General features: G+C 68.9%; 22 protein-coding genes and 1 tRNA gene. 6 read left to right on the top strand and 17 right to left on the bottom strand.

What is annotated here, in order from left to right; all coding sequences use genetic code 11:
• Positions 1–8: 8 nt before the first annotated feature.
• From DDQ50_RS09915 to DDQ50_RS09900, 4 genes are all read right to left on the bottom strand, one after another.
• On the bottom strand, positions 9–674 hold the full coding sequence (locus DDQ50_RS09915; RefSeq protein WP_116756575.1) for a GntR family transcriptional regulator: 666 nt from the start codon (positions 672–674) through the stop codon (positions 9–11).
• Complete coding sequence (locus tag DDQ50_RS09910; protein ID WP_116756574.1) at positions 671–1609, bottom strand: DMT family transporter; 939 nt, start codon at positions 1607–1609, stop codon at positions 671–673. Before DDQ50_RS09910 ends, DDQ50_RS09915 begins: the two co-directional genes overlap by 4 nt.
• Before the next feature lie 243 nt (positions 1610–1852).
• Positions 1853–2638, bottom strand: a complete 786-nt coding sequence (locus DDQ50_RS09905; protein WP_116756573.1) for an EI24 domain-containing protein — start codon at positions 2636–2638, stop codon at positions 1853–1855.
• Between the two features lie 63 nt (positions 2639–2701).
• The gene (locus DDQ50_RS09900; RefSeq protein ID WP_116757388.1) at positions 2702–3187 is read right to left on the bottom strand and encodes a glutathione peroxidase; all 486 of its coding nucleotides are present in this window, start codon (positions 3185–3187) and stop codon (positions 2702–2704) included.
• A gap of 214 nt (positions 3188–3401) precedes the next feature.
• Between DDQ50_RS09900 and DDQ50_RS09895 the strand changes: the two genes are divergently transcribed.
• Positions 3402–4043 carry an SIMPL domain-containing protein gene (locus tag DDQ50_RS09895; protein WP_165829772.1) on the top strand — a complete coding sequence of 214 codons (642 nt, stop codon included), beginning with the start codon at positions 3402–3404 and terminating at the stop codon, positions 4041–4043.
• On the opposite strand, the gene DDQ50_RS09890 is transcribed toward DDQ50_RS09895, so the two are convergent.
• Positions 4044–5117, bottom strand: a complete 1074-nt coding sequence (locus tag DDQ50_RS09890; RefSeq protein ID WP_116756572.1) for a hypothetical protein — start codon at positions 5115–5117, stop codon at positions 4044–4046.
• Positions 5118–5253: 136 nt separating this feature from the next.
• On the bottom strand, positions 5254–5874 hold the full coding sequence (locus DDQ50_RS09885) for a TetR/AcrR family transcriptional regulator (protein ID WP_165829771.1): 621 nt from the start codon (positions 5872–5874) through the stop codon (positions 5254–5256).
• Between the two features lie 114 nt (positions 5875–5988).
• Here DDQ50_RS09885 and DDQ50_RS09880 point away from each other — a divergent pair, with 114 nt between their 5' ends.
• From DDQ50_RS09880 to DDQ50_RS09870, 3 genes are read left to right on the top strand one after another with little or no spacing between them, the layout of a single operon-like run.
• Positions 5989–7302 (top strand): MFS transporter, encoded by a 1314-nt coding sequence (locus DDQ50_RS09880; protein ID WP_116756570.1) that lies wholly within the window; start codon positions 5989–5991, stop codon positions 7300–7302.
• Positions 7303–7335: 33 nt separating this feature from the next.
• Entirely contained in the window at positions 7336–8253 is a 918-nt protein-coding gene (locus DDQ50_RS09875) for a sugar phosphate isomerase/epimerase family protein (RefSeq protein WP_116756569.1), read from the top strand.
• A gap of 35 nt (positions 8254–8288) precedes the next feature.
• Entirely contained in the window at positions 8289–9833 is a 1545-nt protein-coding gene (locus DDQ50_RS09870; protein WP_116756568.1) for a GMC oxidoreductase, read from the top strand.
• Positions 9834–9903: 70 nt separating this feature from the next.
• Here the strand turns inward: DDQ50_RS09870 and DDQ50_RS09865 are convergent, their stop codons facing one another.
• The 4 genes from DDQ50_RS09865 to DDQ50_RS09850 all read right to left on the bottom strand — a co-directional run bounded on the left by DDQ50_RS09865 (position 9904) and on the right by DDQ50_RS09850 (position 13227).
• Positions 9904–10224: a Dabb family protein gene (locus DDQ50_RS09865; RefSeq protein WP_116756567.1), complete on the bottom strand. Its 321-nt coding sequence runs from the start codon at positions 10222–10224 to the stop codon at positions 9904–9906.
• 28 nt (positions 10225–10252) lie between these two features.
• Positions 10253–11827: a transporter gene (locus DDQ50_RS09860; protein ID WP_116756566.1), complete on the bottom strand. Its 1575-nt coding sequence runs from the start codon at positions 11825–11827 to the stop codon at positions 10253–10255.
• Complete coding sequence (locus DDQ50_RS09855; RefSeq protein ID WP_116756565.1) at positions 11809–12621, bottom strand: ABC transporter ATP-binding protein; 813 nt, start codon at positions 12619–12621, stop codon at positions 11809–11811. Before DDQ50_RS09855 ends, DDQ50_RS09860 begins: the two co-directional genes overlap by 19 nt.
• A 99-nt stretch (positions 12622–12720) precedes the next feature.
• Positions 12721–13227, bottom strand: a complete 507-nt coding sequence (locus tag DDQ50_RS09850; RefSeq protein WP_116756564.1) for a DUF4188 domain-containing protein — start codon at positions 13225–13227, stop codon at positions 12721–12723.
• Positions 13228–13296: 69 nt separating this feature from the next.
• Here DDQ50_RS09850 and DDQ50_RS09845 point away from each other — a divergent pair, with 69 nt between their 5' ends.
• The gene (locus DDQ50_RS09845; RefSeq protein ID WP_116756563.1) at positions 13297–13920 is read left to right on the top strand and encodes a MerR family transcriptional regulator; all 624 of its coding nucleotides are present in this window, start codon (positions 13297–13299) and stop codon (positions 13918–13920) included.
• Between the two features lie 76 nt (positions 13921–13996).
• Here the strand turns inward: DDQ50_RS09845 and DDQ50_RS09840 are convergent, their stop codons facing one another.
• On the bottom strand, positions 13997–14833 hold the full coding sequence (locus DDQ50_RS09840) for an alpha/beta fold hydrolase (protein ID WP_116756562.1): 837 nt from the start codon (positions 14831–14833) through the stop codon (positions 13997–13999).
• A 370-nt stretch (positions 14834–15203) separates the two neighbouring features.
• Positions 15204–15279: transfer RNA gene (locus DDQ50_RS09835), tRNA-Ala, on the bottom strand.
• Between the two features lie 111 nt (positions 15280–15390).
• Here DDQ50_RS09835 and DDQ50_RS09830 point away from each other — a divergent pair.
• Positions 15391–15987 carry an antibiotic biosynthesis monooxygenase gene (locus tag DDQ50_RS09830; protein WP_165829770.1) on the top strand — a complete coding sequence of 199 codons (597 nt, stop codon included), beginning with the start codon at positions 15391–15393 and terminating at the stop codon, positions 15985–15987.
• A 24-nt stretch (positions 15988–16011) separates the two neighbouring features.
• On the opposite strand, the gene rsfS is transcribed toward DDQ50_RS09830, so the two are convergent.
• The 5 genes from rsfS to DDQ50_RS09805 all read right to left on the bottom strand — a co-directional run bounded on the left by rsfS (position 16012) and on the right by DDQ50_RS09805 (position 20373).
• Positions 16012–16353, bottom strand: a complete 342-nt coding sequence (gene rsfS / locus DDQ50_RS09825) for a ribosome silencing factor (RefSeq protein ID WP_240614333.1) — start codon at positions 16351–16353, stop codon at positions 16012–16014.
• 59 nt (positions 16354–16412) lie between these two features.
• A complete protein-coding gene (locus tag DDQ50_RS09820) occupies positions 16413–18158 on the bottom strand; it encodes a hypothetical protein (protein ID WP_133245954.1) in 1746 nt (581 codons plus the stop codon).
• Positions 18155–18748 carry a nicotinate-nucleotide adenylyltransferase gene (nadD, locus tag DDQ50_RS09815; RefSeq protein WP_276308411.1) on the bottom strand — a complete coding sequence of 198 codons (594 nt, stop codon included), beginning with the start codon at positions 18746–18748 and terminating at the stop codon, positions 18155–18157. The genes DDQ50_RS09820 and nadD overlap by 4 nt, the downstream gene beginning before the upstream one ends.
• Before the next feature lie 19 nt (positions 18749–18767).
• Positions 18768–18989, bottom strand: a complete 222-nt coding sequence (locus DDQ50_RS09810) for a hypothetical protein (RefSeq protein WP_116756557.1) — start codon at positions 18987–18989, stop codon at positions 18768–18770.
• Between the two features lie 100 nt (positions 18990–19089).
• Complete coding sequence (locus DDQ50_RS09805; protein WP_116756556.1) at positions 19090–20373, bottom strand: glutamate-5-semialdehyde dehydrogenase; 1284 nt, start codon at positions 20371–20373, stop codon at positions 19090–19092.
• Positions 20374–20438 lie beyond the last annotated feature (65 nt).

Raw genomic sequence — 20438 nt, 5'->3', positions numbered from 1 at the left:
CGACCGGTTCAGCGCGGTTCGACGCGCGGCCGCTCCTCGTCGCGCAGCCCGAGCAGCTGGACGGTCGATGCGGAGATGTGCTCTCGCACCGCCTCTGCGCCCCGCTCGCGCACGTCGCGCAGGAGCTGACGATGCTCGGATGCGAGGTCCCGGCTCTCGAATACCGGCCGCATGTGCAGGAGCAGCAGCGACAGCTCTGTCATGAGCGCCTCGTAGCTCGCGGTGATCCGTCCGCTTCGGGCCGCCGAGACGAGCGCCAGATGGACATGCGCATGTGCGCGCTCCACCTCGACCCAGTCGCCGCCGTCACGACCCACGCGCTCCATCTCGTCGATCGCCGCATCGATCGGTGCTGTCACCTCGACCGTCCAGTCGCCGCGCTCCTCGAGCAGGCGGACCGCCTCGCTCTCGAGCGCGAGCCGCAGCTGCTGGAGCTCGCGCACCTCCGCCTCGCCGAACGTGGTGACGCGCACGCCGCGGTACGGCGAGGAGACGGCGAGCCGCTCGGCGACGAGGGCGGAGAGCGCCGTTCGGACCGTGTGCCGGGAGACGTCGAGCTCGGCCGCGATCTGCTCCTCCCGCAGGGCGGAGCCGGCGGGCCGGATACCGCTCAGAATCTCGGTGCGGAGTCGGTCGGCGACGCGCTCGACCGCGCGAACCCGTTCGTCGCTCATGATGCCTCCACGATCCCGAGCTGGCGTCGGGGTGCGACGACGAGGATCAGGATGCCGATCGCGATCAGCCCGAGACCGAACCAGGACGGCACGGAGAGACGCTCACCCAGCACGAGGATGCCGAGGATGCTGGCCGTGAGCGGCTCCCCCAGGGTCAGGGTCGAGACGGTGGGTGCCGAAAGCTCGCGGAGCCCCCGCGCGAACAGCAGGTAGGCCACGGTGACCGTGGCGAGGCCGAGCCAGAGCGCCATGGCCAGGCCGGGCGCAGTGGCGAGCCACGCGTTGTCGGTGAACAGGAGGATGACGGCACCGAACAGCCCCGAGAGGCCGAAGACGGCGCCCATCGACTTCGACGGCGACCATCCCGCGTCGAGCAGACGCTTGGACGCGAGCGCGTAGACCGCATACGACAGCCCTGCGCCGAGCGACGCGAGAACGCCGACCGGATCGACGACGCCGGCGACGGAGTCCACCGACCCCCCGCCGACCCCTGCGAGGAGCGCGACTCCCCCGGTCGCGACGAGGGTCGCCACCAGCCAGCGTGCACCCGGGAACCGTCGCTGCAGAAGCCAGCCGAGGGCCCCCGTGAGGACCGGGGCGGAACCGAGCGCGACGAGGGTTCCGATCGCGACGCCGTTCCGCCCGGTGCCGAGGAAGAACGCGGGCTGGTAGGCGATGACACCGAGTCCGCCGATGACGACGACCAGACCGGCGCGCGCCGAGGTCAGCGGGGCGACGGCCGCCAGCGGAGCACGGGGTGATCGATTCGCGCGTCGGGCGAGGATCACGGCGACGATCGCGAGTCCCGCTCCGCCGATGAGCACGCGCGCCGCCCCCACCGACAGCGGGTCGACCCCGTCCGGTCCGAAGGCCTGCGCCGTGCCCGTCGTGCCGAACAGCAGAGCAGCCAGGAGGACGAAGACGACAGGACGCACGGTGAGATTGTTACACAATCTGGCGTGGGTGTGAGGGGATCGTTTCGACGGGCTCAACGGGCGGGCCCGGCCCCTCGGGGGGTTGAGTAGCGCGCAGCGTGTACCGAAACCCGCCGTACCCTTCGCTTCGCTGCGCTCAGCGGGCGGGGCAGCCGCGTTCCCTTCGTTTCGACGGGCTCAGCGGGCGGGCTCGCCCTCGTTTCGACCGGCGCAACGGGCGGCGTCGCCGTCGTTGCGGCGGGTTCAAGGGGCGGGCTTGTTCGTCCCTTCTTGCGGGGGCGTCGCCTGGCGCGGCGGGAGGATCTCGCGGGCCAGCAGCGTCGACCCCGCGACGGCTGCCGGCATCGCGACGACCGCGCCGAGCGGAAGCAGGAAGAGGACGTAGGCGATCGCGCCGAAGCCCACGGTTCTGGCACGCGACCCGCGGCGCAGGGCCTTCTGCTGCGCCGGGCTCAGACCCCGCCCATCGAAGGGACGCCCCAGCAGCTCGCGGACCAGCAGGCGACCACCCAGCAACCCGCCTCCGATGACAGCGAGCACACCTCCGACGACCGGGATGAGACCCACGGCGAAGAGGATGAGACTCACGCCGATCGACGGGATCAGCAGACGCAGACCGGCTCCGATCCCGCGACGGATCGATGCCCAGAACCCGAGGTCTTCGGCGGGTTCGAATCCGCCCTCGCGCGCCTCGACGGCGAGCCAGATGCGCTCGTAGAACGGGTCGCCGATCGCCAGGGTCAGAGCGGTGAATGTGGCGACCGAGAGCAGGAGCAGCGCGAGGACGACGGCGAATCCGGCGGCGAGCCGGGTCAGGCTGAGGCCGGGCTCGGACCAGTCGTCGGCGAACGGGGTGATGGCCACGGCGATCGGCTCGATGTTCGACACGATCAGGATGAACACGGTCAGCACCACAGCACCGACGATGAGTGCCGGGATCGCACCGAGCAGCATCAGCCGCGGCGAGGTGACCCAGGTGCCGAATCCGCGGAAGAACGTGCCGACACCACGCCAGAACTCTCGGAGCATCCGCCAACGCTAACGGCCCGCGACCTGTGTGCGCTCACGACGCGGGAGTCGACGTCGGAACGCTCAGGAAGCGGGAAGAGCCGACTCGATCAGCCCGACGATCTCGGGCGCGTCGGGTTCGACGGTCGGGCGGAAACGGTGCACGACACCATCGGGGGTGATGACGAACTTCTCGAAGTTCCACTTCACCCGGCCCGCCTTGCCCGCGGCGTCGGGGGTCTTGGTCAGCTCGGCGTAGAGGGGGTGCTGCGATCGGCCGTTCACCTTGACCTTCTCGAACATCGGGAAGGTGACGCCCCAGGTGGTCGAGCAGTACTCCTCGATGGCCTCTTCGGTACCGAGCTCCTGCAGGAACTGGTTGCTCGGGAAGCCCAGGACGGTGAAACCCCGATCGCCGTACGTCTTCTGCAGCTGCTCGAGCTTCTCGTACTGTGGGGCGAGGCCGCAGCGCGAGGCCACGTTGACGATGAGCTTCACACCCTGGCGGTACGCGCCGAGGGTCGTCTCGTCACCCTTGATCGTGGTCAGCGGAATGTCGTCGATGTTCATGTCGTCTCCCACGTGGTCCGGCTCGCCCGAGTCGAGCGACTCTCTTGCACATCGTGAACCATACTCACTCGGTGTCGGCTGTGACCGCCCCCGACCCCCGAGCGCCGAGTCGCTTGACGGACCCGCTGAGCGGGATCGATGTCGGCGCCGCGTCGGGCGTACTGTCGTGCACGAGTGCGCGTCCGCGCCTCGCAGGCAGGGGAAAGGCGGATCCATGGTCGACATCTCGGTGGCCGGTGAGGCAACGACCCACGTACCGGCCGAGCGCGGCACCCCCCGGCTCACCGTCAGCATCGAGGGCCCGGACCGCGCGGCGGTGCTCGCCCGCGCGTCCGAGTTGCATCACGACCTGAGCGAGCAGGCCCGGCAGCAGGTCGGGTCGGGCGCCGCGACCCGCTGGACGGCCGACAGCATCTGGGTGCGCTCCGAGGACCGCTACATCAAGGACTCCGACACCCCGGTCCGCACCGAGGTCGCCACCGTCGACCTGACCGTCCGGTTCCGCGACTTCGGGGCGATGTCCGAGTGGGTCGAGCACACGGCGGCCCGCGAGGGGATTCAGCTGGGCGGCGTCGAATGGTCGTTGACCGACGCGACGCTGGCCGAGGCGCGCAGCCGCGTCAGGGTCGCGGCGGTGCGCGATGCGCAGGACCGTGCACGTGCGTACTCGGACGCTCTCGGATTGCAGGAGGTCGTTCTCGAGCGGGTCTGGGAGGCGGGCCTTCGGCCGGGCGGAGATTCCGGCGCCCCGTTGCTGCGCAAGGCGTTCAGTGCCACCGCCTCCGCGTCGATCGACCTCAAGCCGGCCGACATCGAGGTGAGCGCGGCCATCACGGCCGACTTCGTCGCGCACTGATCAGGCGCGCGTCAGACTTTCGGGTCCTCCCTGGCGCGCGTTCCTCCTGGTCCCGCGGGACACGCGTCCGCGGCCGGAGAGAGCGAGGAAGCCCAGGGCGACCAGGATCAGTGCGAGCGCCGTCGACTCCGGGATGAGGCGGGGTCCGGTCTCCGGCAGGCCCGCGGATATCGTCGGCGTGATCTCGACCGGCCCGGTCGCAGTGGACCCTGCCGGCGTCACAGCGTCGGACTCCGGATCGGCCGAGACCGGAACCGGGACCGGGGTCTCCACTGTGAAGACGACGGGCACCGCGACGGAATGGTACCCGGCGGGCAGGACGCAGCCGCAGGCGCCCGCCGCCTGACCGGATCGGCTGATGCTCCAGACCCAGACGTACTCCCCCGCGGCGACGGTCGGCACGGTGAACGGATAGCTGCCCGACCCGGTGGTCGTCACGATCGAGGTCTGCGCGGCGACCGGCGAGGCACTCGAGGGCGAGGCCGGACTCGAGCCCGTGGCGAACGGTCCGTAGAGAACTCCGCGGAGGGTGATCCGAGCCGGAAGGCCGTTCGCGCGTCTCGGCCAGGGAGCAGCCGACGCGACCGTCACGGCGCCCTGCAGCGGTTCGCCGGTGAGCACCGCGTGGGCACTGACCGAGGAGATGATCGGAGCGAACGTCGCGGGCCTCGTCACGGTCGCGGTCTGGGAGATCGTGGTCGAACCCGAGGACGTCGCGCTCGAGCCGAACGTCGCCGTCGCCTCGACGTCGACGGTCGGTGAGACCCCGTCACCCTGATCGACCGCGATAGCGAGCCGGGTTCCGTCCTGCACATCGGCCCGGGTGACTCCGCCGTCATCGACGAAGACGGCTCCGGCGAGTGAGACCGTCGCCACGGTGCCCGCATCGCCCGATGAGACGACGAGTTCGCCCAGGTACGGCGATGCGGAGTCCCACTCGAACTGCAGCGATGCGCCGGAGGCCGCGTTCGCAACGCCGGTCGGTACGAGCGCTGCCGACAGCGCGAGCAGCACTCCGACGAGAGCGAGTGCGCGCCGCGGCAGGAGCGCGCGGAAGGAAACCGGCCCGTGCACGATTCATCCCCCCGTTCGAATCCCCGACGCCCCCACGACGACCCCCAAGTGAATCAGGGCGGGGACGACTGCGCGCGGGCGCGGGCACCACGGGGTTCGCTGTGCGAACACGGCGGGCGCCGGTCCGAGGGAACCGCTACGAGGCGGCTGCCCGAAGAGGTGTGACCGCGTACGCCCCGGGGAGGACGATGTCGGCCGACTGGATGCGGCCGAGCGTCTCGTCGACGGCCTCATCGATGGGGCGCGTGTGATCGCCGGCCCACCAGGCTTCTGCCACCATCTCGAACACGACCATCATCATGCGCGAGGTGAGGGCGACCCCGACATCGTCGATGGGCGCACCCATCCGATCGGCGACGGCGCTCTCGAGGTCCACTCGCGAGGTGGCCATGATATCCCAGAGTTTCGCCCGGGGACTCGGTGTCGTGTCGACGATGCGGCGCACCTCCGCCGTCACGGGCGCACGAGTGAAGTCCACCAGGGAGCCGCGGATCGCAGCGCCCAATGCGACCTCAAGGGGTTCGTCCCGAGGTCGTTCGCGGAGCCTGTCCCCCAGCTCGGTGAAGCTCAGAAGCGGGTCGAGGATCAGCAGATCCTTGCTGGGGAAGTAGCGGTAGAGCGTGGATGTGCCGATCTCGGCACCTTCGGCGATCTCCTCCATCGTGACCTGGTCGAAGCCGCGATCCAGGAAGAGACCCAGGGCGACGTCCACGATCTGCTGACGGGTGCGCGCCGCCTTCGTCTCCCTGAGGCCCATGCGGATCATGCTAGCCGAATATTCGAAAAAACGGGGTTGACTTCCATTTTCTGAGGTGGACATACTGGGGCTCGCTTCCACTTGGGATGCACTATCAAACACAAGGGAGTGTTGATGACTGAGACAGATGTGCCCGTCGCCGTCGAACTCGAAGGCCGCAAACCGGCCACCCCCCTCGGCCGGCTCATCCCGGCCATGCTCTCGTCCAACATCGGCGCGCTGGCCGCTCTGCTCACGCCGCTGCAGCTCCTGCTGACCCTGCACCTGACGACGATCGCGGGGAACGGCGCCGCCGCGGCGTTCGGAGTCGTGACCGGCCTCGGAGCCCTGTTCGCTCTCATCGCCAACCCGCTGGGCGGCAGGATCAGCGACCGCACGGCGGCACGGTTCGGACGTCGCCGAACGTGGATCCTGACCGGCGGACTCAGTGGCGCGCTGGCCGTGTTCGCGCTCGGGTTCACGACGGAGGTCTGGCAGGTCGCCGTCGTCTGGGCACTCACGCAGACCCTGTTCAACTTCCAGCAGGCGGCGACGAGCGCACTGCTCGCCGATCAGGTCCCCGACACCAAGAGGGGAACCGTCTCGGGCACGATCGGACTCGCCGCCGCCATCGGCCCCCTCCTCGGGATCGCTGCGGTCAGCGCCATCCCGGACCCGATCGTCCAGTGGGCGGTCATCGCCGTCCTCGCCGCAGTTCTGGCCGTCGTGGCCGTGCTGCTCCTGCGCGATCCCCAGCATGCGCGCCGCCCCGACCAGGCTCGCCTCGGCATCACAGAACTGGCCAAGTCGTTCTGGCTGAATCCCGCTCGGCACCCCGCCTTCGGCTGGGCGTGGCTGGTCCGATTCCTCATCACCTGCGCCTACGCGGCGGGGACCTACAACGCCCTCTTCCTGATCAACAGGTTCGGTATCGCACCGGAAGCGGTCGGCGGCTACGTGCTGACCCTGTCGTTGCTGTCCGTCGGCCTCCTCGCCGTCACGAGCGTCGTCGCGGGACTCATCTCGGACAGGCTCCGCCGGCAGAAGCCCTTCGTGATCGCCGCCGGCGCACTCGCAGCCGCCGGTCTCGTCGGGATGTCCGTCGCCCCCACCTTGGACGTCGTCTACATCGCCACCGCAGCACTCGGAATCGGCACGGGACTGTTTTTCTCCATCGACAGCGCCCTCTGCGTCCGGGTTCTGCCGAGCAGCGAGAACGCGGGGAAGGACTTCGCGGTGATCAACATGGCGAACACGCTGCCGCAGTCGTTCGTGCCCTTCATCGCCCCGCTCCTCCTCGCGCTCGGCGGCTACACCGCGCTCTACGTGACGCTCGCCGTCCTCGCGATCCTCGGCGCGGCTGCGGTGCTCCGCATCCCCGAGATCGGACGGGAGGGCGACCCGCGCTGGGCGCTCATCACCAAGCCGACCGCACCCGCCGCCAACTGACACCACCCACCAGCCATAGATCGGACGATCCCCATGAACACCCTCTCCATGTCCGCGTACAGCGTGCGCGAGCACCTCGGCCCGACCGGATTCGACTTCGTCGACCAGGAGGGAAAGCCCGTCAGCATCCGCTTCGACTACCAGAAGCTGCTCGACCTCCACGAGTTCCCCGCTCGCGCCCGAGCCGAATTCGGAGTGGACGGGATCGAGCTCGTGCAGTTCCAGTTCGACGGGTTCGACGACCCCGAGATCGATGCCTTCGCGGAGGCCCTCGCCGATTCCGACGTCCAGCTGCTCAACATCGCCCTCGACAGCGGAGACCTGCTCGAGAGCGACCCCGAGCTGCGGGCCGAGCACATCGCGGAGCTGAAGCGCTGGATCGCCCGGTTCGCGGAGATGGGGTCGCGGTTCGTGCGGGTCAACCCGGGTTCTCCGTTCAGCCCCCACCACGGGGAGGAACCACCCGCTCATCTGGTAGCGGCACTCGTCGAACTCGGCGACTTCGCGAACGCGCACGGAACGCGTCTCCTCGTCGAGAACCACGGCGGCCCCAGCAGCGACCCGGTGTGGATGAACCGACTCCTCGACGCCGTCGGACGCGAACACCTCGGTCTGCTGCTCGACCTCGGCAATTTCGATGCGCTCCTCGGCGTCGTCGCCGCCGCGTTCTTCGGCGGCGAGGCGACCGACCCGGCGACGGTCGATCTGTCCTCGCTCTACGCGGGCATCGAGTCGCTCGCCGACCGGGCGGAGCTCGTCCACGTGAAAGCCCACGAGGTCGGCGAGGACGGCTCGATCGGCCACGTCGACCTGCCTCGCGCGCTCGCGATCCTCGCGGAGCACGGTTACGCCGGCCCCCTCACGGTCGAGTACGAGGGCAACGGCGGGGACCCGTGGGCGAAGAGCGCACGTGTGCTCGACGTCACCCGTGCCGCCTCCGTCGCGGCCTGACCCGATCCATCTCCTCTTTGCGCAAGGAATCTCCGATGAACAACAGCACCAGCCGCCCCGTGTCGCACGTCGACGTCCTGATCGTCGGCAGCGGTCCCGCCGGGTCCACCTACGCCCGCACGATCGGTGACGCCGTCCCATCCGTCCGCATGCTCATGGTCGAGGTGGGCCCAGAGTTGCCCGGCGTGCGCGGCAACCACACGCAGAACATGCCGGATGAGGAGCGGGTCGCCGCCCAGCTCCTCACCCAGGGTCCGGACGCGGGAATCGAACGGGCCGCCGCGATGTCCGATGTGGCCGACGGGATCGACCCCAGTGTCGAGTTCCGTCAGACGATCCTCCCGGGACTCTTCTTCGCCGGTCGGCGAGTGGTCCGCGAGGGAGAGGTGGGTCTCCCCGCGGCCAGCATGTCGAGCGGCGTCGGCGGAATGGGCATCCACTGGGGAACCTCGTGCCCGCGCCCGAACCAGTCGGAGCGGATCCCGTTCATCCCGTCCGAGGAGCTCGACGCCGCGCTTGACGCCGCCGAGGAGCTGCTCGGGGTCACCAAGCTCACCGAGGCCGGCGGAGTCACGGGTGCGCTGCGGGATGCCGTCGCCGAGGTCTTCGACGGTCCCGGTCTGACTCCGACCATGTTCATGCCGACCGCGACCCAGGTCACCGAGAACGGAGTGACGTTCTCGGGCACGGGGCGGATCCTCGGCACGCTCGAGGACCGCGTCCCCGGCTTCGAGCTGAGGTCGGAGACGCTCGCTCGGCGGGTCCTCGTCGAGGACGGCCGCGCGGTCGGTGTCGAGCTCGAGGATCGCCGCACGAGCGAGGTCTACCGGGTGAGCGCCTCGCATGTCATCGTCTGCGCCGACGGTCTGCGCACCCCGCAGCTGCTGTTCGCGTCCGGCATCCGACCCCGCGCTCTGGGCCACCACCTCAACGAGCACTTCCAGGTCGGATCGTTCTTCCTTCTGAACGAGGAGTTCGACCCGGCCCGCTTCGAGGAGACCAGCACCCTCGCCTCCGTCATCGTGCCCTTCTCCGATACGCGACCGATGCAGGGCGGCGTCATCTCCCTCGCGGGCAGCCCGTACCGCCTGCCGTTCGCGGACGATCTCGCTCAGTCCAACCTGGGCGTTATGGCCTGGTACGGCGCGAAGGACATCCGGTTCGAGGACGCCGTCGAGTTCAGCGAGACCGAGAAGGACTTCTACGGCATGCCCGCCATGGACATCCGGTACTCGCACACCGCGCGGGACCTCGAGACCATCGAGGGTCTGCGAGAGAACAGCATCAGAGCCGCGGCACGAGTGGGGACGTTGATGGAGGAACCGCAGCTCGCCGCGGGCGGCTCGTCACTGCACTACCAGGGCACCGTTCGGATGGGTCCGAGCGACGACGGCAGCTCCGTCTGCGATCCTCTGCTGCGGGTATGGGGGGTCGAGAACCTCCAGGTCGGAGGCAACGGGGTGATCCCGACCTCGACCGCGGCCAACCCGACCTTGACGACCGTCGCGCTGGCCATCCGGGCAGCACGTGCGCTGGCTGACGATCTCGTGTCAGCCTCTTCCGAGGCCGTCTCGGCGTGAGGAGCGGGCGCTGGACGGGTCGAGGTACTCGACTCATCCAGCGCCCGTCACGGCCCCGCGGGGCCGAGGCTCAGGCGACGCGGTAGGCCTGGTAGTCGATCTCCACGAACTCCTCGACCTCGGGGATCCATCTCTCGGCCACGAAGGCCTGGTGATCGGGGTGCGCGTCGTAAGCGGCGTACGCAGCCGCATCGGCGAACTCCATCGACAGACCGAACGAGTAGCTGTTCTTGCGGCCGACCTGGCGCAGCACCTCGAACTCCTGCACGCCCGGGATGGCGACGAGTTCCGCTGCGGCGGCGAGGAAGTCCGCCTCCTCGGCGGATCCGGGCTCGTGACGCAGACGGAAGGAGACGGTGTGGCGGAGCGTGGACTGATCGGCGAGGGTCATCCCCCGAGGCTACCGATCGGCCATCGGCTCACGCGCCCCGCGCGCGCCTCAGGCTCGTCAGCAGCTCCGGTCCGCGTCGATCCAGGAGCGCACCGCCGGCGCGGATGCCCACGACCATCAGCACGCTGCCCAGCACCACGCCCACGACGAGAGCGGCCACGCCGAAGATCATCTGGCCGCCGATGAGCGAGATGGCGCCCAGGACGAGCTCGGGGATCGAGAGTGCGAAGACGACGGCCCAGGTCGCGAGCATGCTGATCTGCGACGTGAACGAGCTGCCCGGCGGCGTCTTGAACGGGCTCTCCCCCGCCGCCGGAACCGGCAGGAGGAACCGCGCCGACGCGACGCTCGACACCCCGAATCCCGTGAGCAGCAGGCCGTAGCCGATTCCGAGCAGCGCCGGAATGTCCGCGCTCCTGCCCAGCACGATCTGCGGAACGACAGTCGCGATGGTGACGAGCGGAACGGAGATGATTCCGAGCGTGATGACCCGCCCCGCCCTATCGGCGACTCCGCTGACTCCTGTCGAGAGGTGGGACGCGAACGCGGTGCCGTCGTAGGAGACCTCGGCGCACAGGGTGATCGCCAGAGTCGCGGCGAAGATGGGGCCGAGCAGTAGGAGGAACCACTCCGACCCGGTCACCGCGACGAAGACGGCGAGGATCGCGAGTGCGGGCAGGACGACGAGTGAGCCGCCGTAACGGGGGTCGCGCAGCCAGTACACGGTCGTCCTGGCGGCGACGGCGCCCGTGGGAGTGGCCGGGTACCAGTTGAACGGGCCGAGCCCCTTCGACCTCTTCGCCCCCGAGCCGGCGGTGGGCGGCGACACCAGCAGTGTCGCGAGGCTGCGGCGCCACAGCAGGATCAGCAGTGCGAGCGTCGCGAGAGCGATGCCCGCTTTGGCCAGAGCCTCGAGCGGACGACCGAGAGCGAGATCGCCCGGGATCGACCACGCGGCGCCGAGCGGGGTCCACGACACGATCGCCGCGATCCTCGGCAGATCACCGGAGATCGACGACAAGGACGACCCCGCGAGCGCGATGATCGGGCCGAGCAGGATGAGCGGGATGAAGACGATCACCCCCATCACCTCCCGGTAGCGTCGCCCGGCTGCCAGCGCGGCGCCGATCGACTCGAAGGCGCGCGATGCGGCGATGCAGATGAGCACTCCGAGCGCGGCGGCGAACGGCGCGGCGATGAGCGCGACCGGCTCGCGCAGCCAGCTGAGGGTCGTCGCCAGTCCCACGATCGCCGTGACGATGCCCGGTACGCCGAGCAAGCCGACGACGAGGAGCGCGACGAGGAGACGTTGGGGCGGGATCGGGAAGGTGCGCAGCTTCTCCACGCTGAGCGACTGATCCATTCCGCGGAAGAGCACCGGGACGATCACCCAGCCGAGGACCGCGAGCGCACCGCCCAGCACGGCGGTGATCCACGCCCACTGCGGCTCGGCGAAGGCCAGCGCGACCATGCCGATGATCAGGCCGACGAGGATGAACAGACCCCACAGCGCGCCGAGGATCGTGGAGACCAAGACCATCGGGCTCCGCCGGATGCCGTTGAGCATCAGACGGAACCGGAGGCTCAGGAGGTGCGCAACCATGCGGGCCCCTCGTTGTGCTGGCGTCCGCCGACGAGCTCGACGAACCGGTCCTCGAGGGTCGAGCCGGCGCGGACCTCGTCGGTGGTGCCGGCGGCGAGAAGGCGCCCTGCTCCGATCACGGCGACGTGGTCGCACATCCGCTGCACGAGGTCCATCGAGTGGCTCGAGACGATGACCGTGCCGCCGCCGCGCACGTAGCCCGCGAGGATGTCGCGGATGTTGGCGGCGGAGACGGGGTCGACCGATTCGAACGGTTCGTCGAGGACGAGCAGGCGCGGAGCGTGGACGAGGGCGCAGGCGAGGGCGATCTTCTTCGTCATGCCGGCCGAGTAGTCGACGACCAGGGTCCCCCCGGCGGACTTCAGGTCGAGCAGTTCGAGCAGGTCGTTGGTCCGCTGCGCGACGGTCTCGCGATCCATGCCGTTGAGCAGGCCGTGGTAGGTCACCAGCTGCTCGCCGGTCAGCCGGTCGAACAGGGCGACGCCGTCGCTCAGCACCCCGACGAGCGACTTGGCCTTCACCGTGTCGCGCCAGACGTCGGTGCCGAGGACCTCGATGGTGCCGGCATCGGGACGCAGCAGCCCGGTCGCCATGGACAGGGTCGTCGTCTTGCCGGCACCGTTCGGGCCGACGAGCCCGTAGAACGAGCCGGCGGGTACCTCGAGGTCGAGATCGTCGACGGCGACCTTCTGGCCGAACGATTTCCTCAGGCCCCGGATGCGGAGGGCGGGAACTCCCGCTGGTGAACTCGTCGCCGGCGCGGGAACGACTGGGGTTGCAGCTTCCTCGGTCATGGTCCAACCCTAGAGAGGCCCTCGGGCCGACCGCCTCCGCCGTGAGGCGGAGATCGTGAGATGAGCCCGAGTGGCCCTCATCCTGGAGTGGGAGGCGCGTCAGTCCGTCGGTGAGGGCACCGCCGACCGAGCGGCGCCATCGCGCATCCGGTCGCGGGCAGCGTCGTTGCGTCCGTTCACCTCGACCGACTCCGTCGCGAGGGCCAGACCCGAGACGGGCATGCCGACGTACATGCTCTCGGCGCCCGCCACCGAGTAGGTCTCGTGCCAGATGCCCACCGCCCCCGGTGCTTTGCGCGCCCGCTTGTTGAACGCCGTCCACGCCGGTCGATGCTCGGCATCGCGGTTGCTGGCGTAGGCGTAGAGCTTCTCGAGGGAGCTCCAGTACTGGATGACCACGGGTCCCCCGGCTCCGACGGTGAAGCGTGCCCCGATGAGACCGGATTCCCTGTCGGTGAAGAGTTCGCGGAGCATCCGAGGCATGGCCATGAAGGCCGGCAGCCACAGGTCGGGACGCCACGGTTTCGACACCCGCATACCGATGAGGAAGACGACGAGCTCGCCCGAGTACTGGTGGGACATCCGGCCGGGAATGACTCGTGACATGATTGTCTCCTAATTGGATAGCGTTGCTCTCCATTATTAGACAGTGAGACTATCCAAGCAAGGAGGAACATGCGGATCTCCGCACTCGCCGAGCTGAGCGGCGTACCGGTCGCCACCATCAAGTTCTATCTGCGCGAAGGAATCCTCCATTCGGGCGCGAGGACGTCGGCGACTCAGGCCGATTACGACGAGACCCACGTGCGCCGGATAGCCCTGATCAGAGCCCTCATCGGGCCTGCGGGACTGTCGATCTCGGCGGCGAAGACCCTGATCGGGTCTCTCGAGGCGCCTCCTCCGGAGTTCCACGACCTCCTCGGAGCAGCCCACTCCGCCTCGCCGCGGGTGATGGGCGATGTCGACGAGGCCACCGAGGCGGAGGCCATCGGCATCATCGAACGGGCGGGCTGGACGAACTGCAGCGGTGAGAATCGCGATGCCCTCGCGTCGGCGCTCGCGGGACTGCGCGCGGCCGACTTCACCTTGAAGGACGAGACTTTCGATCTGTACGCGGCCGCCATGACGACGGTGGCCGACGATGAGGTCCGGCGCATCCCCACCGACTCGCTTCAGGCAGCCGTTGAGTACGTGCTGCTCGGTACGGTCCTCGTCGAGCCGGTGCTCCTGGCCATGCGGCGTCTCGCCCACGAACGCGCGTCCGCGAGGATCTTCGCCGACCGCGCAGCCGAGGAGTGAAGCGCAGCCCCAGCGCGGACGGCGAAGGGGCACCCTGGCGAGCCGGGGTGCCCCTTCTGCTTGATACGAAGGCGATCTACTGCCGGATGAAGGCGAGCAGGTCGGGGTTGATGACGTCGGCATGGGTGGTCAGCATGCCGTGCGGGTATCCCTCGTAGATCTTGAGGGTCGAGTTGCTCAGCAGCTCGTGCTGCTTCAGCGACGCGTCCTTGTACGGCACGACCTGGTCGTCGTCGCCCTGGGTGACGAGCACGGGAACCGAGATGGCCTTCAGATCTTCGGTCTGGTCCGTCTCGGAGAACGCGGCGATGCCGAGGTAGTGGGCGAGAGCGCTGCCCATCATGCCCTGGCGCCACCAGTTGGCCACCACCGGCTCCGACAGGGTGACGCCCGGCCGGTTGAACCCGTAGAACGGTCCTGCCGCGACGGCCTGATAGAACTCGGCACGGTTGGCGGCCAACGCGCTGCGGAAGCCGTCGAACACCGAGATCGGCGTGCCCTCGGGATTGGCGTCGGTCTGCACCATCAGCGGCGGCACCGACGACACGAGGATCGCCTTCGCCACCCGCCTCTGCGGCTCCCCGAAGTTCGCGACGTAGCGCGCGACCTGACCGCCACCGGTGGAGTGACCGATGTGGATGGCGCCTCGCAGGTCGAGATGCTCGACGACCGCGCTGGCGTCGCTCGCGTAGTGGTCCATGTCGTGGCCGGTGCCGACCTGCGACGACCTGCCATGGCCACGCCGGTCGCTGGCGATCACCCGGTAGCCGTGTTCCAGGAAGAAGAGCATCTGGGCGTCCCAGTCATCCGCCGACAGCGGCCAGCCGTGATGGAACATGATGGGCTGCGCGTCGGGGCTGCCCCAGTCCTTGTAGTAGATGTCCACGCCATCGTCTGTGGTCACAAACGGCATGATCGAACCTCCGTGCTCAGGTCGAACCGGGCCGCGCTCGGGACGACTGTCGAGCTCCCCGGTGAGGTGAGGAGCGGTTCGAACCTAACTTCGGGTCGCCACGGATCGTTTCGACTCCTGCCGACTCTCGTTGCTACGTCTGCACGAAAGCCGCGGCGCGGCGCTAGGCACCACCGACAAACGCCGCCCAGCGTGGGGAGGCGTTCTTCGATGGCGGCCCTGAGGGGACTCGACTCCCCACCCGCTACCCCGAACGCCGCTTCGCGCCGCTCGGGGCCCCTCGCGGGCGTGGGCCCACCTCTCCCGGTCTTCTCGATCACTCGAGCGCACCAACGACAAACGCCGCCCGGCGTGGGGCGGCGTTTTTCGTTGGTGGACCTGAGGGGACTCGAACCCCTGACCCCCTGCATGCCATGCAGGTGCGCTACCAGCTGCGCCACAGGCCCATCGACCCCCGTGGAGGCCTCGTCAAGGTTACTACATCCCGAGCCCCCCGCCAGTCCACCGACACGGACGCGCGACCCCGACCCGAAACAAATGCCGGGTTGAATAGGCCCGTGAGCACGACGAGCATCCCCGACCCCATCACCGTCTCCATCGTGCGCCGGGTCGCACCCGAGCGAGCGAAAGAAGCCGCCGCCTGGGCTCGCGCCGGTCGGGAGCTCATGAGCGCACAACCCGGCTATCTCGGCTCCGGCTGGGTGCGACCCGAAGCCGGCTCCCCCACCTGGCACATGCTCTACCGATTCGCCGACGGCGACTCGCTCGCCGACTGGGAACGATCGAGCGAACGCCGCTGGTGGGTCGACTCGGCCGTCGGGATCGTCGAGCACGACCGCACAGAACGGCGCACCGGCATCGAAGGCTGGTTCGACCAGCCCAGCAGCGTCACCGTCGACGAGGAAGCCCGCCCCACCCCCGTCGTCCCCCCACGATGGAAGCAGATGGTCAGCATCTTCGTCGTCTTCTACCCACTCAGCGTGCTCGCCCACGCCACGCTCACACCGCTGCTCGGCGCATGGCCGCTGCCGCTCCGAGTCCTCGCGACCGTGCTCGTGATGACACCCCTGATGACCTACCTGCTGCTCCCCGCAGCCACCCGACTGCTGCGCCCCTGGCTCCAGAAACCACGAAAGGCCAGCTCGACGAGCTGACCTCCGGGTGGAACCTGACGCCGATTACTCGGCGCTCTGCCGCGCAGGCAGGGTGATCGGGATGACCGGGCAGTCCTTCCACAGACGCTCGAGCGAGTAGTAGGCACGATCAGACTCGTGGAACACGTGGACGACGAGATCACCGAAGTCGATGAGCACCCAGCGCCCCTCGGAACGGCCCTCACGGCGCAGAGCCTTCGAACCGTGCTCGGCGAGACTCTCCTCGATCGCCTCCGCGATCGCCAGGACATTGCGCTCCGTCCGGCCGGAGATCAACAGGAATGCGTCGGTAAGCGGCAGAGGACCGGTGACGTCGAGAGCGACCAGATCCTGTCCGCCCTTGTCGTCAGCTGCCGCTGCAGCCAACTGGACGAGATCGATGGCATGCTGCGTCGCCCCGGCGGGCGTAGAAACTTCGGAAGGAATTAGAGAGTCCCCGTAACGATAGAAGTGATCAGTACGGCGATGACGCCGGCAGCCATGACCGCCGCGGTGATCGCCAGAACAAAGGGCAGGTTACCTCCGCGCGACTTGCGCGGGCTGACTACGCTGCGGGTCGACGTGTGGGTGCTCACCGCACGAGCGGCTCGCACCGGAGCGACATCCGCGTTGTGGTGGTCTTCCTGGCTGGCCTCGAAGAGTCGATCGATCTCGGACGAGTCGTAATGATCCGACGTCGCCCCGGTCGAGGAGAGGCTGCGCGGCAGGTCGAGAGAACCCGTGACCAGGATCTCTCCCGTGCTGTTCAGCGCGTGCATCAGATCGGGCTGAGGGTCGCTCGGCATGATCAGAGCATTCGTGGAACCGCTCGAGCTGCCCACATTGCGCGAGAGCAGACCGTCGAAAGGCTGCGGGCTGTCGTCCTCGCGCTCGGCCTGCACCGACCAGTGTCCGGCTGGCGGAGTGTAGGCACGGTCGAAGTCCGACCCTCCATCGGGCTGGCGAGCCGACAGCGGTCGCGCATCCGCGACGGGTCCGGTAGGAGATTCGACACCGGTGCTCGCCTGCGCGATAAGCGCCTCGAATCCGAGCAGACCCGTGATGGGCGCATCGGTGAAGTCGGGCTCGTCTTCGACCTCGACGACCGTCTCGACGGCCTCGGCCGCGGGGGGTGTCGGGACGGCGGAACGAGGTGCGGGAGCAGCGGAGACCGGCTCCGCAATCGGCGCATCGACAGGAGCAGAGGTCGGACCGCCGAGCGGGATGTCACCCTCCCACGCGTCACTCGCCGGCTTCACGGCACGAGACTTCTTCTGCACCGGCTCGTCCGCGAGGAGTGCCGCGCGGTCGATGGCCGACATGGGAGCTGTGGCGGTGTCCTCGTAGGAGGTGAACGCCGATCCGAGCGGGATGCCGGCGACCGGAGTCAGAGGCGCGGGCTCGCGGAAACCGACGGGCGGCGACACGGATGCAGGCGCCGGGTCGGGGGTGGCCTGCCAGCCACCCTCGCGAGGAGCGAGGTCGGCGGGAGTGAAGGGCGGGATCGCCCCCGTCTCACGCAGCACGCGCAGTTCACGCCGCGTCAGGGTGTGATCAAGGGTCGACGCCGGCTCGGGAGCTTCGACGGGAGCCGATGCGACCCGCGTCGGGGCGACCGGCGCCGGAGCAGCAGGAGTCGACGCAGCGGGCATCGGGCGCAGCGGAGGCGTGCGCGTCTGGGTGTGGTAGTCGAGCTCGACGACCGGCTGAGGAGCAGCCGGGGCGGCGGGAGCCGTCGGCGTCGGCGCGAAATCGCGCTCACGGAACGCCGCGGAGGTGGCACCAGCCGACTCGGCGACCTGCTGGAGGCGGTCGCGGAACGACGGAGCGTCGTAGGTCGGGATGTTCGGCCGGGCCTGCGTCACATAGCTGAGCGGCTCGGGAGCAGGCGTGTGCTCGCGATCCCGGTCGGCGACGCGGCGCCCGGTTCGACGCTCGGCCTCGGTGGCGGCGTCGGTCAGCTGCGACGCGGCGGTGCGGGACACCGTGTCCCAGATGTTGCCCGAGGCATTGAGGTCGTACGCACCCGAGGGGTGAACGTTCGACAGCTCGCCCGTCTCGGCGGTCTCAACCGACTGGGCTCGACGCTCGGCGTCGCGCGCCTCACGGCGGCTACGCGGCTGCTGGTTCGCGGGAGCCCCGGAGCCCGCTCCCCGGCGCTCTTGAGGCTGCTGTTCCTGCGACAAAGTCATGGATTACTCCGATACAGGTCATGCTTGGAGATGTACTGTACGACGCCATCGGGAACGAGATACCAAACAGGAAACCCCCTGTTCACCCGACTTCGGCAGTCGGTTGACGATATCGCCAGCGCCGGAACTTCTAGCCAGCTTACGTTGCGCTTGGGTAAATCCGAAACGGACACAACGTGTCCGGGACGACTGACCGCGACGAAATGCGCCAGCTCCCAGAGGGCGTCGACGTCCTTCCAGGAGATGATCTGCTTGATCGCGTCGGCACCCGTGATGAAGAAGAGATCCGCATCAGGACGCTGTTCCTGGATGTCTTTGAGGGTGTCGATCGTGTAGGTCGGGCCCTTCCGATCGACGTCGACGCGGGACACCGTGAACCGGGGGTTCGAGGCGGTTGCGATGACCGTCATGAGGTAGCGATGTTCCGCTTCCGACACGCCGCGCTTCTGCCACGGCTGGCCGGTCGGAACGAAGATGACCTCGTCGAGGTCCATCGACTGGGCGACCTCGCTCGCAGCGACGAGGTGGCCGTGATGGATCGGATCGAACGTTCCACCCATGACGCCGATGCGCGGCCGGGTGCGCTCGATCGAGTTCTCCACGTTCGCGTCAGCCGCCGTGAGCGCTGCCGTGGCCGGAGCCGTCTCCGCCCTGGGCGCCCGACACCTGGCTGTGCCGGTTGGCGACGTTGCGGTAGCTCCAGACGACGATCGCGAGGGCCGCGAAGGCGACGAGCGCGATGAGGCCGTAGACGAACGTCGGCATCGGGAGTTCGACGTGGTTCGCCTCTTCTGCGGCGGCGGTGACCAGTGCGGTCAGCGACAGCGACATGCTGGCTCCGTTTCTGTTTTCGCCCCGGATCGGGACTCGCGCAAGTCTAGCCAAGGGTTCGCCAGCGGGCGGACTGCCGCCGCCGGTTTCGGAGAGAGGCTCAGCCCCGTGTCTGCCCGGTGCCGCGGACGAGCCACTTGGTGCTCGTCAGCTCCTGCAGCCCCATCGGACCGCGGGCATGCAGCTTCTGCGTCGAGATGCCCACCTCCGCACCGAAGCCGAACTCTCCCCCGTCGGTGAACCGCGTCGACGCGTTGACCATGACGACGGCGGAATCGACCTCCGCCAGGAACCGCTCCGCGTTCGTGAAGTCCTGGGTGAGGATCGACTCGGTGTGGTGGGTCGAGTAGGTCTGGATGTGCTCCAGCGCCTCGTCGAGGGAGTCGACGATCTTCACCGCGAGGTCGAGGGAGTAGTACTCGGCACGCCAGTCGTCCTCGGTGGCGTCGACCGAGTCGGCATAGAGGAGCCGCGTCGCCGAGTCCGCGTGCATCGTGACACCGGATGCGCGGAGAGCGTCGAGCACCGGCCCCAGCACCCGGTCGGCAGCGCCGCGATGGATGAGCAGCGTCTCGAGCGCATTGCACACGCTGACGCGCTGCACCTTCGCGTTGTGGACGACCTCGGCGGCGAGATCCGCATCCGCGGTCTCGTCGATGAAGATGTGCACCACGCCAGCCCCCGTCTCGATGACCGGCACCTTGGACTCGGCGACGACGGTGTTGATCAGTTCCGCGCTTCCGCGCGGGATGAGGACGTCGACGTAGCCGCGGGCCTGCATGAGCCGCCGTGCGCCCTCGCGACCGAACTCGTCGATGGTCTGCACCGCCTCGGCGGGGACGCCGGCGGAGACGAGCGCCGCCTGGATCGATTCGACGAGCACTCGATTCGAGTTCTCCGCAGCACTGCCGCCGCGCAGGATGACGGCGTTGCCGCTCTTCAGCGCCAACGACGCGATGTCGATCGTGACGTTGGGCCGGGCTTCGTAGATCGCGCCGACGACGCCGAACGGGACGCGGACCTGGTTGATCTTGAGGCCGTTGGGCAGCGTGCGACCCCGGATGCTCTCCCCCACCGGGTCGACGAGGGCCGTGATGTCGATCACGGCGGCAGCCAGCGCACTCAGCCGCGCCTCGTCGAGACGAAGCCGATCCTGCAGCCCGGTGGACAGACCGTTGTCCCTCGCCGCCTCGAGGTCGAGCGCGTTCGCCTCGATGATCCGGGCGGAGTCCTCGACGATGCGGTCCGCGATCGCTCGAAGGGCGGCATCCTTCCGCTCGGATGGCAGGGTCGCCAGCACACGCGAAGCGGCGCGGGCGGCTTTCAGCTTCTCGTCGAACCCGATCTGGTCGGCGAATGTGGCGGGAGCGGTCGTGACAGCCATGCCGACGATCCTATTGTCCGCCGTTCCGCCGCCGGCCGAGATGGCGGGAAGAGCCGGACGGATGG

The sequence above is a fragment of the Amnibacterium flavum genome (assembly GCF_003097495.1).
Taxonomy (GTDB): domain Bacteria; phylum Actinomycetota; class Actinomycetes; order Actinomycetales; family Microbacteriaceae; genus Naasia; species Naasia flava.
The sequence above is the reverse complement of the archived record's forward strand: the minus strand, read 5'-3'. Positions and strand labels throughout refer to the sequence as shown.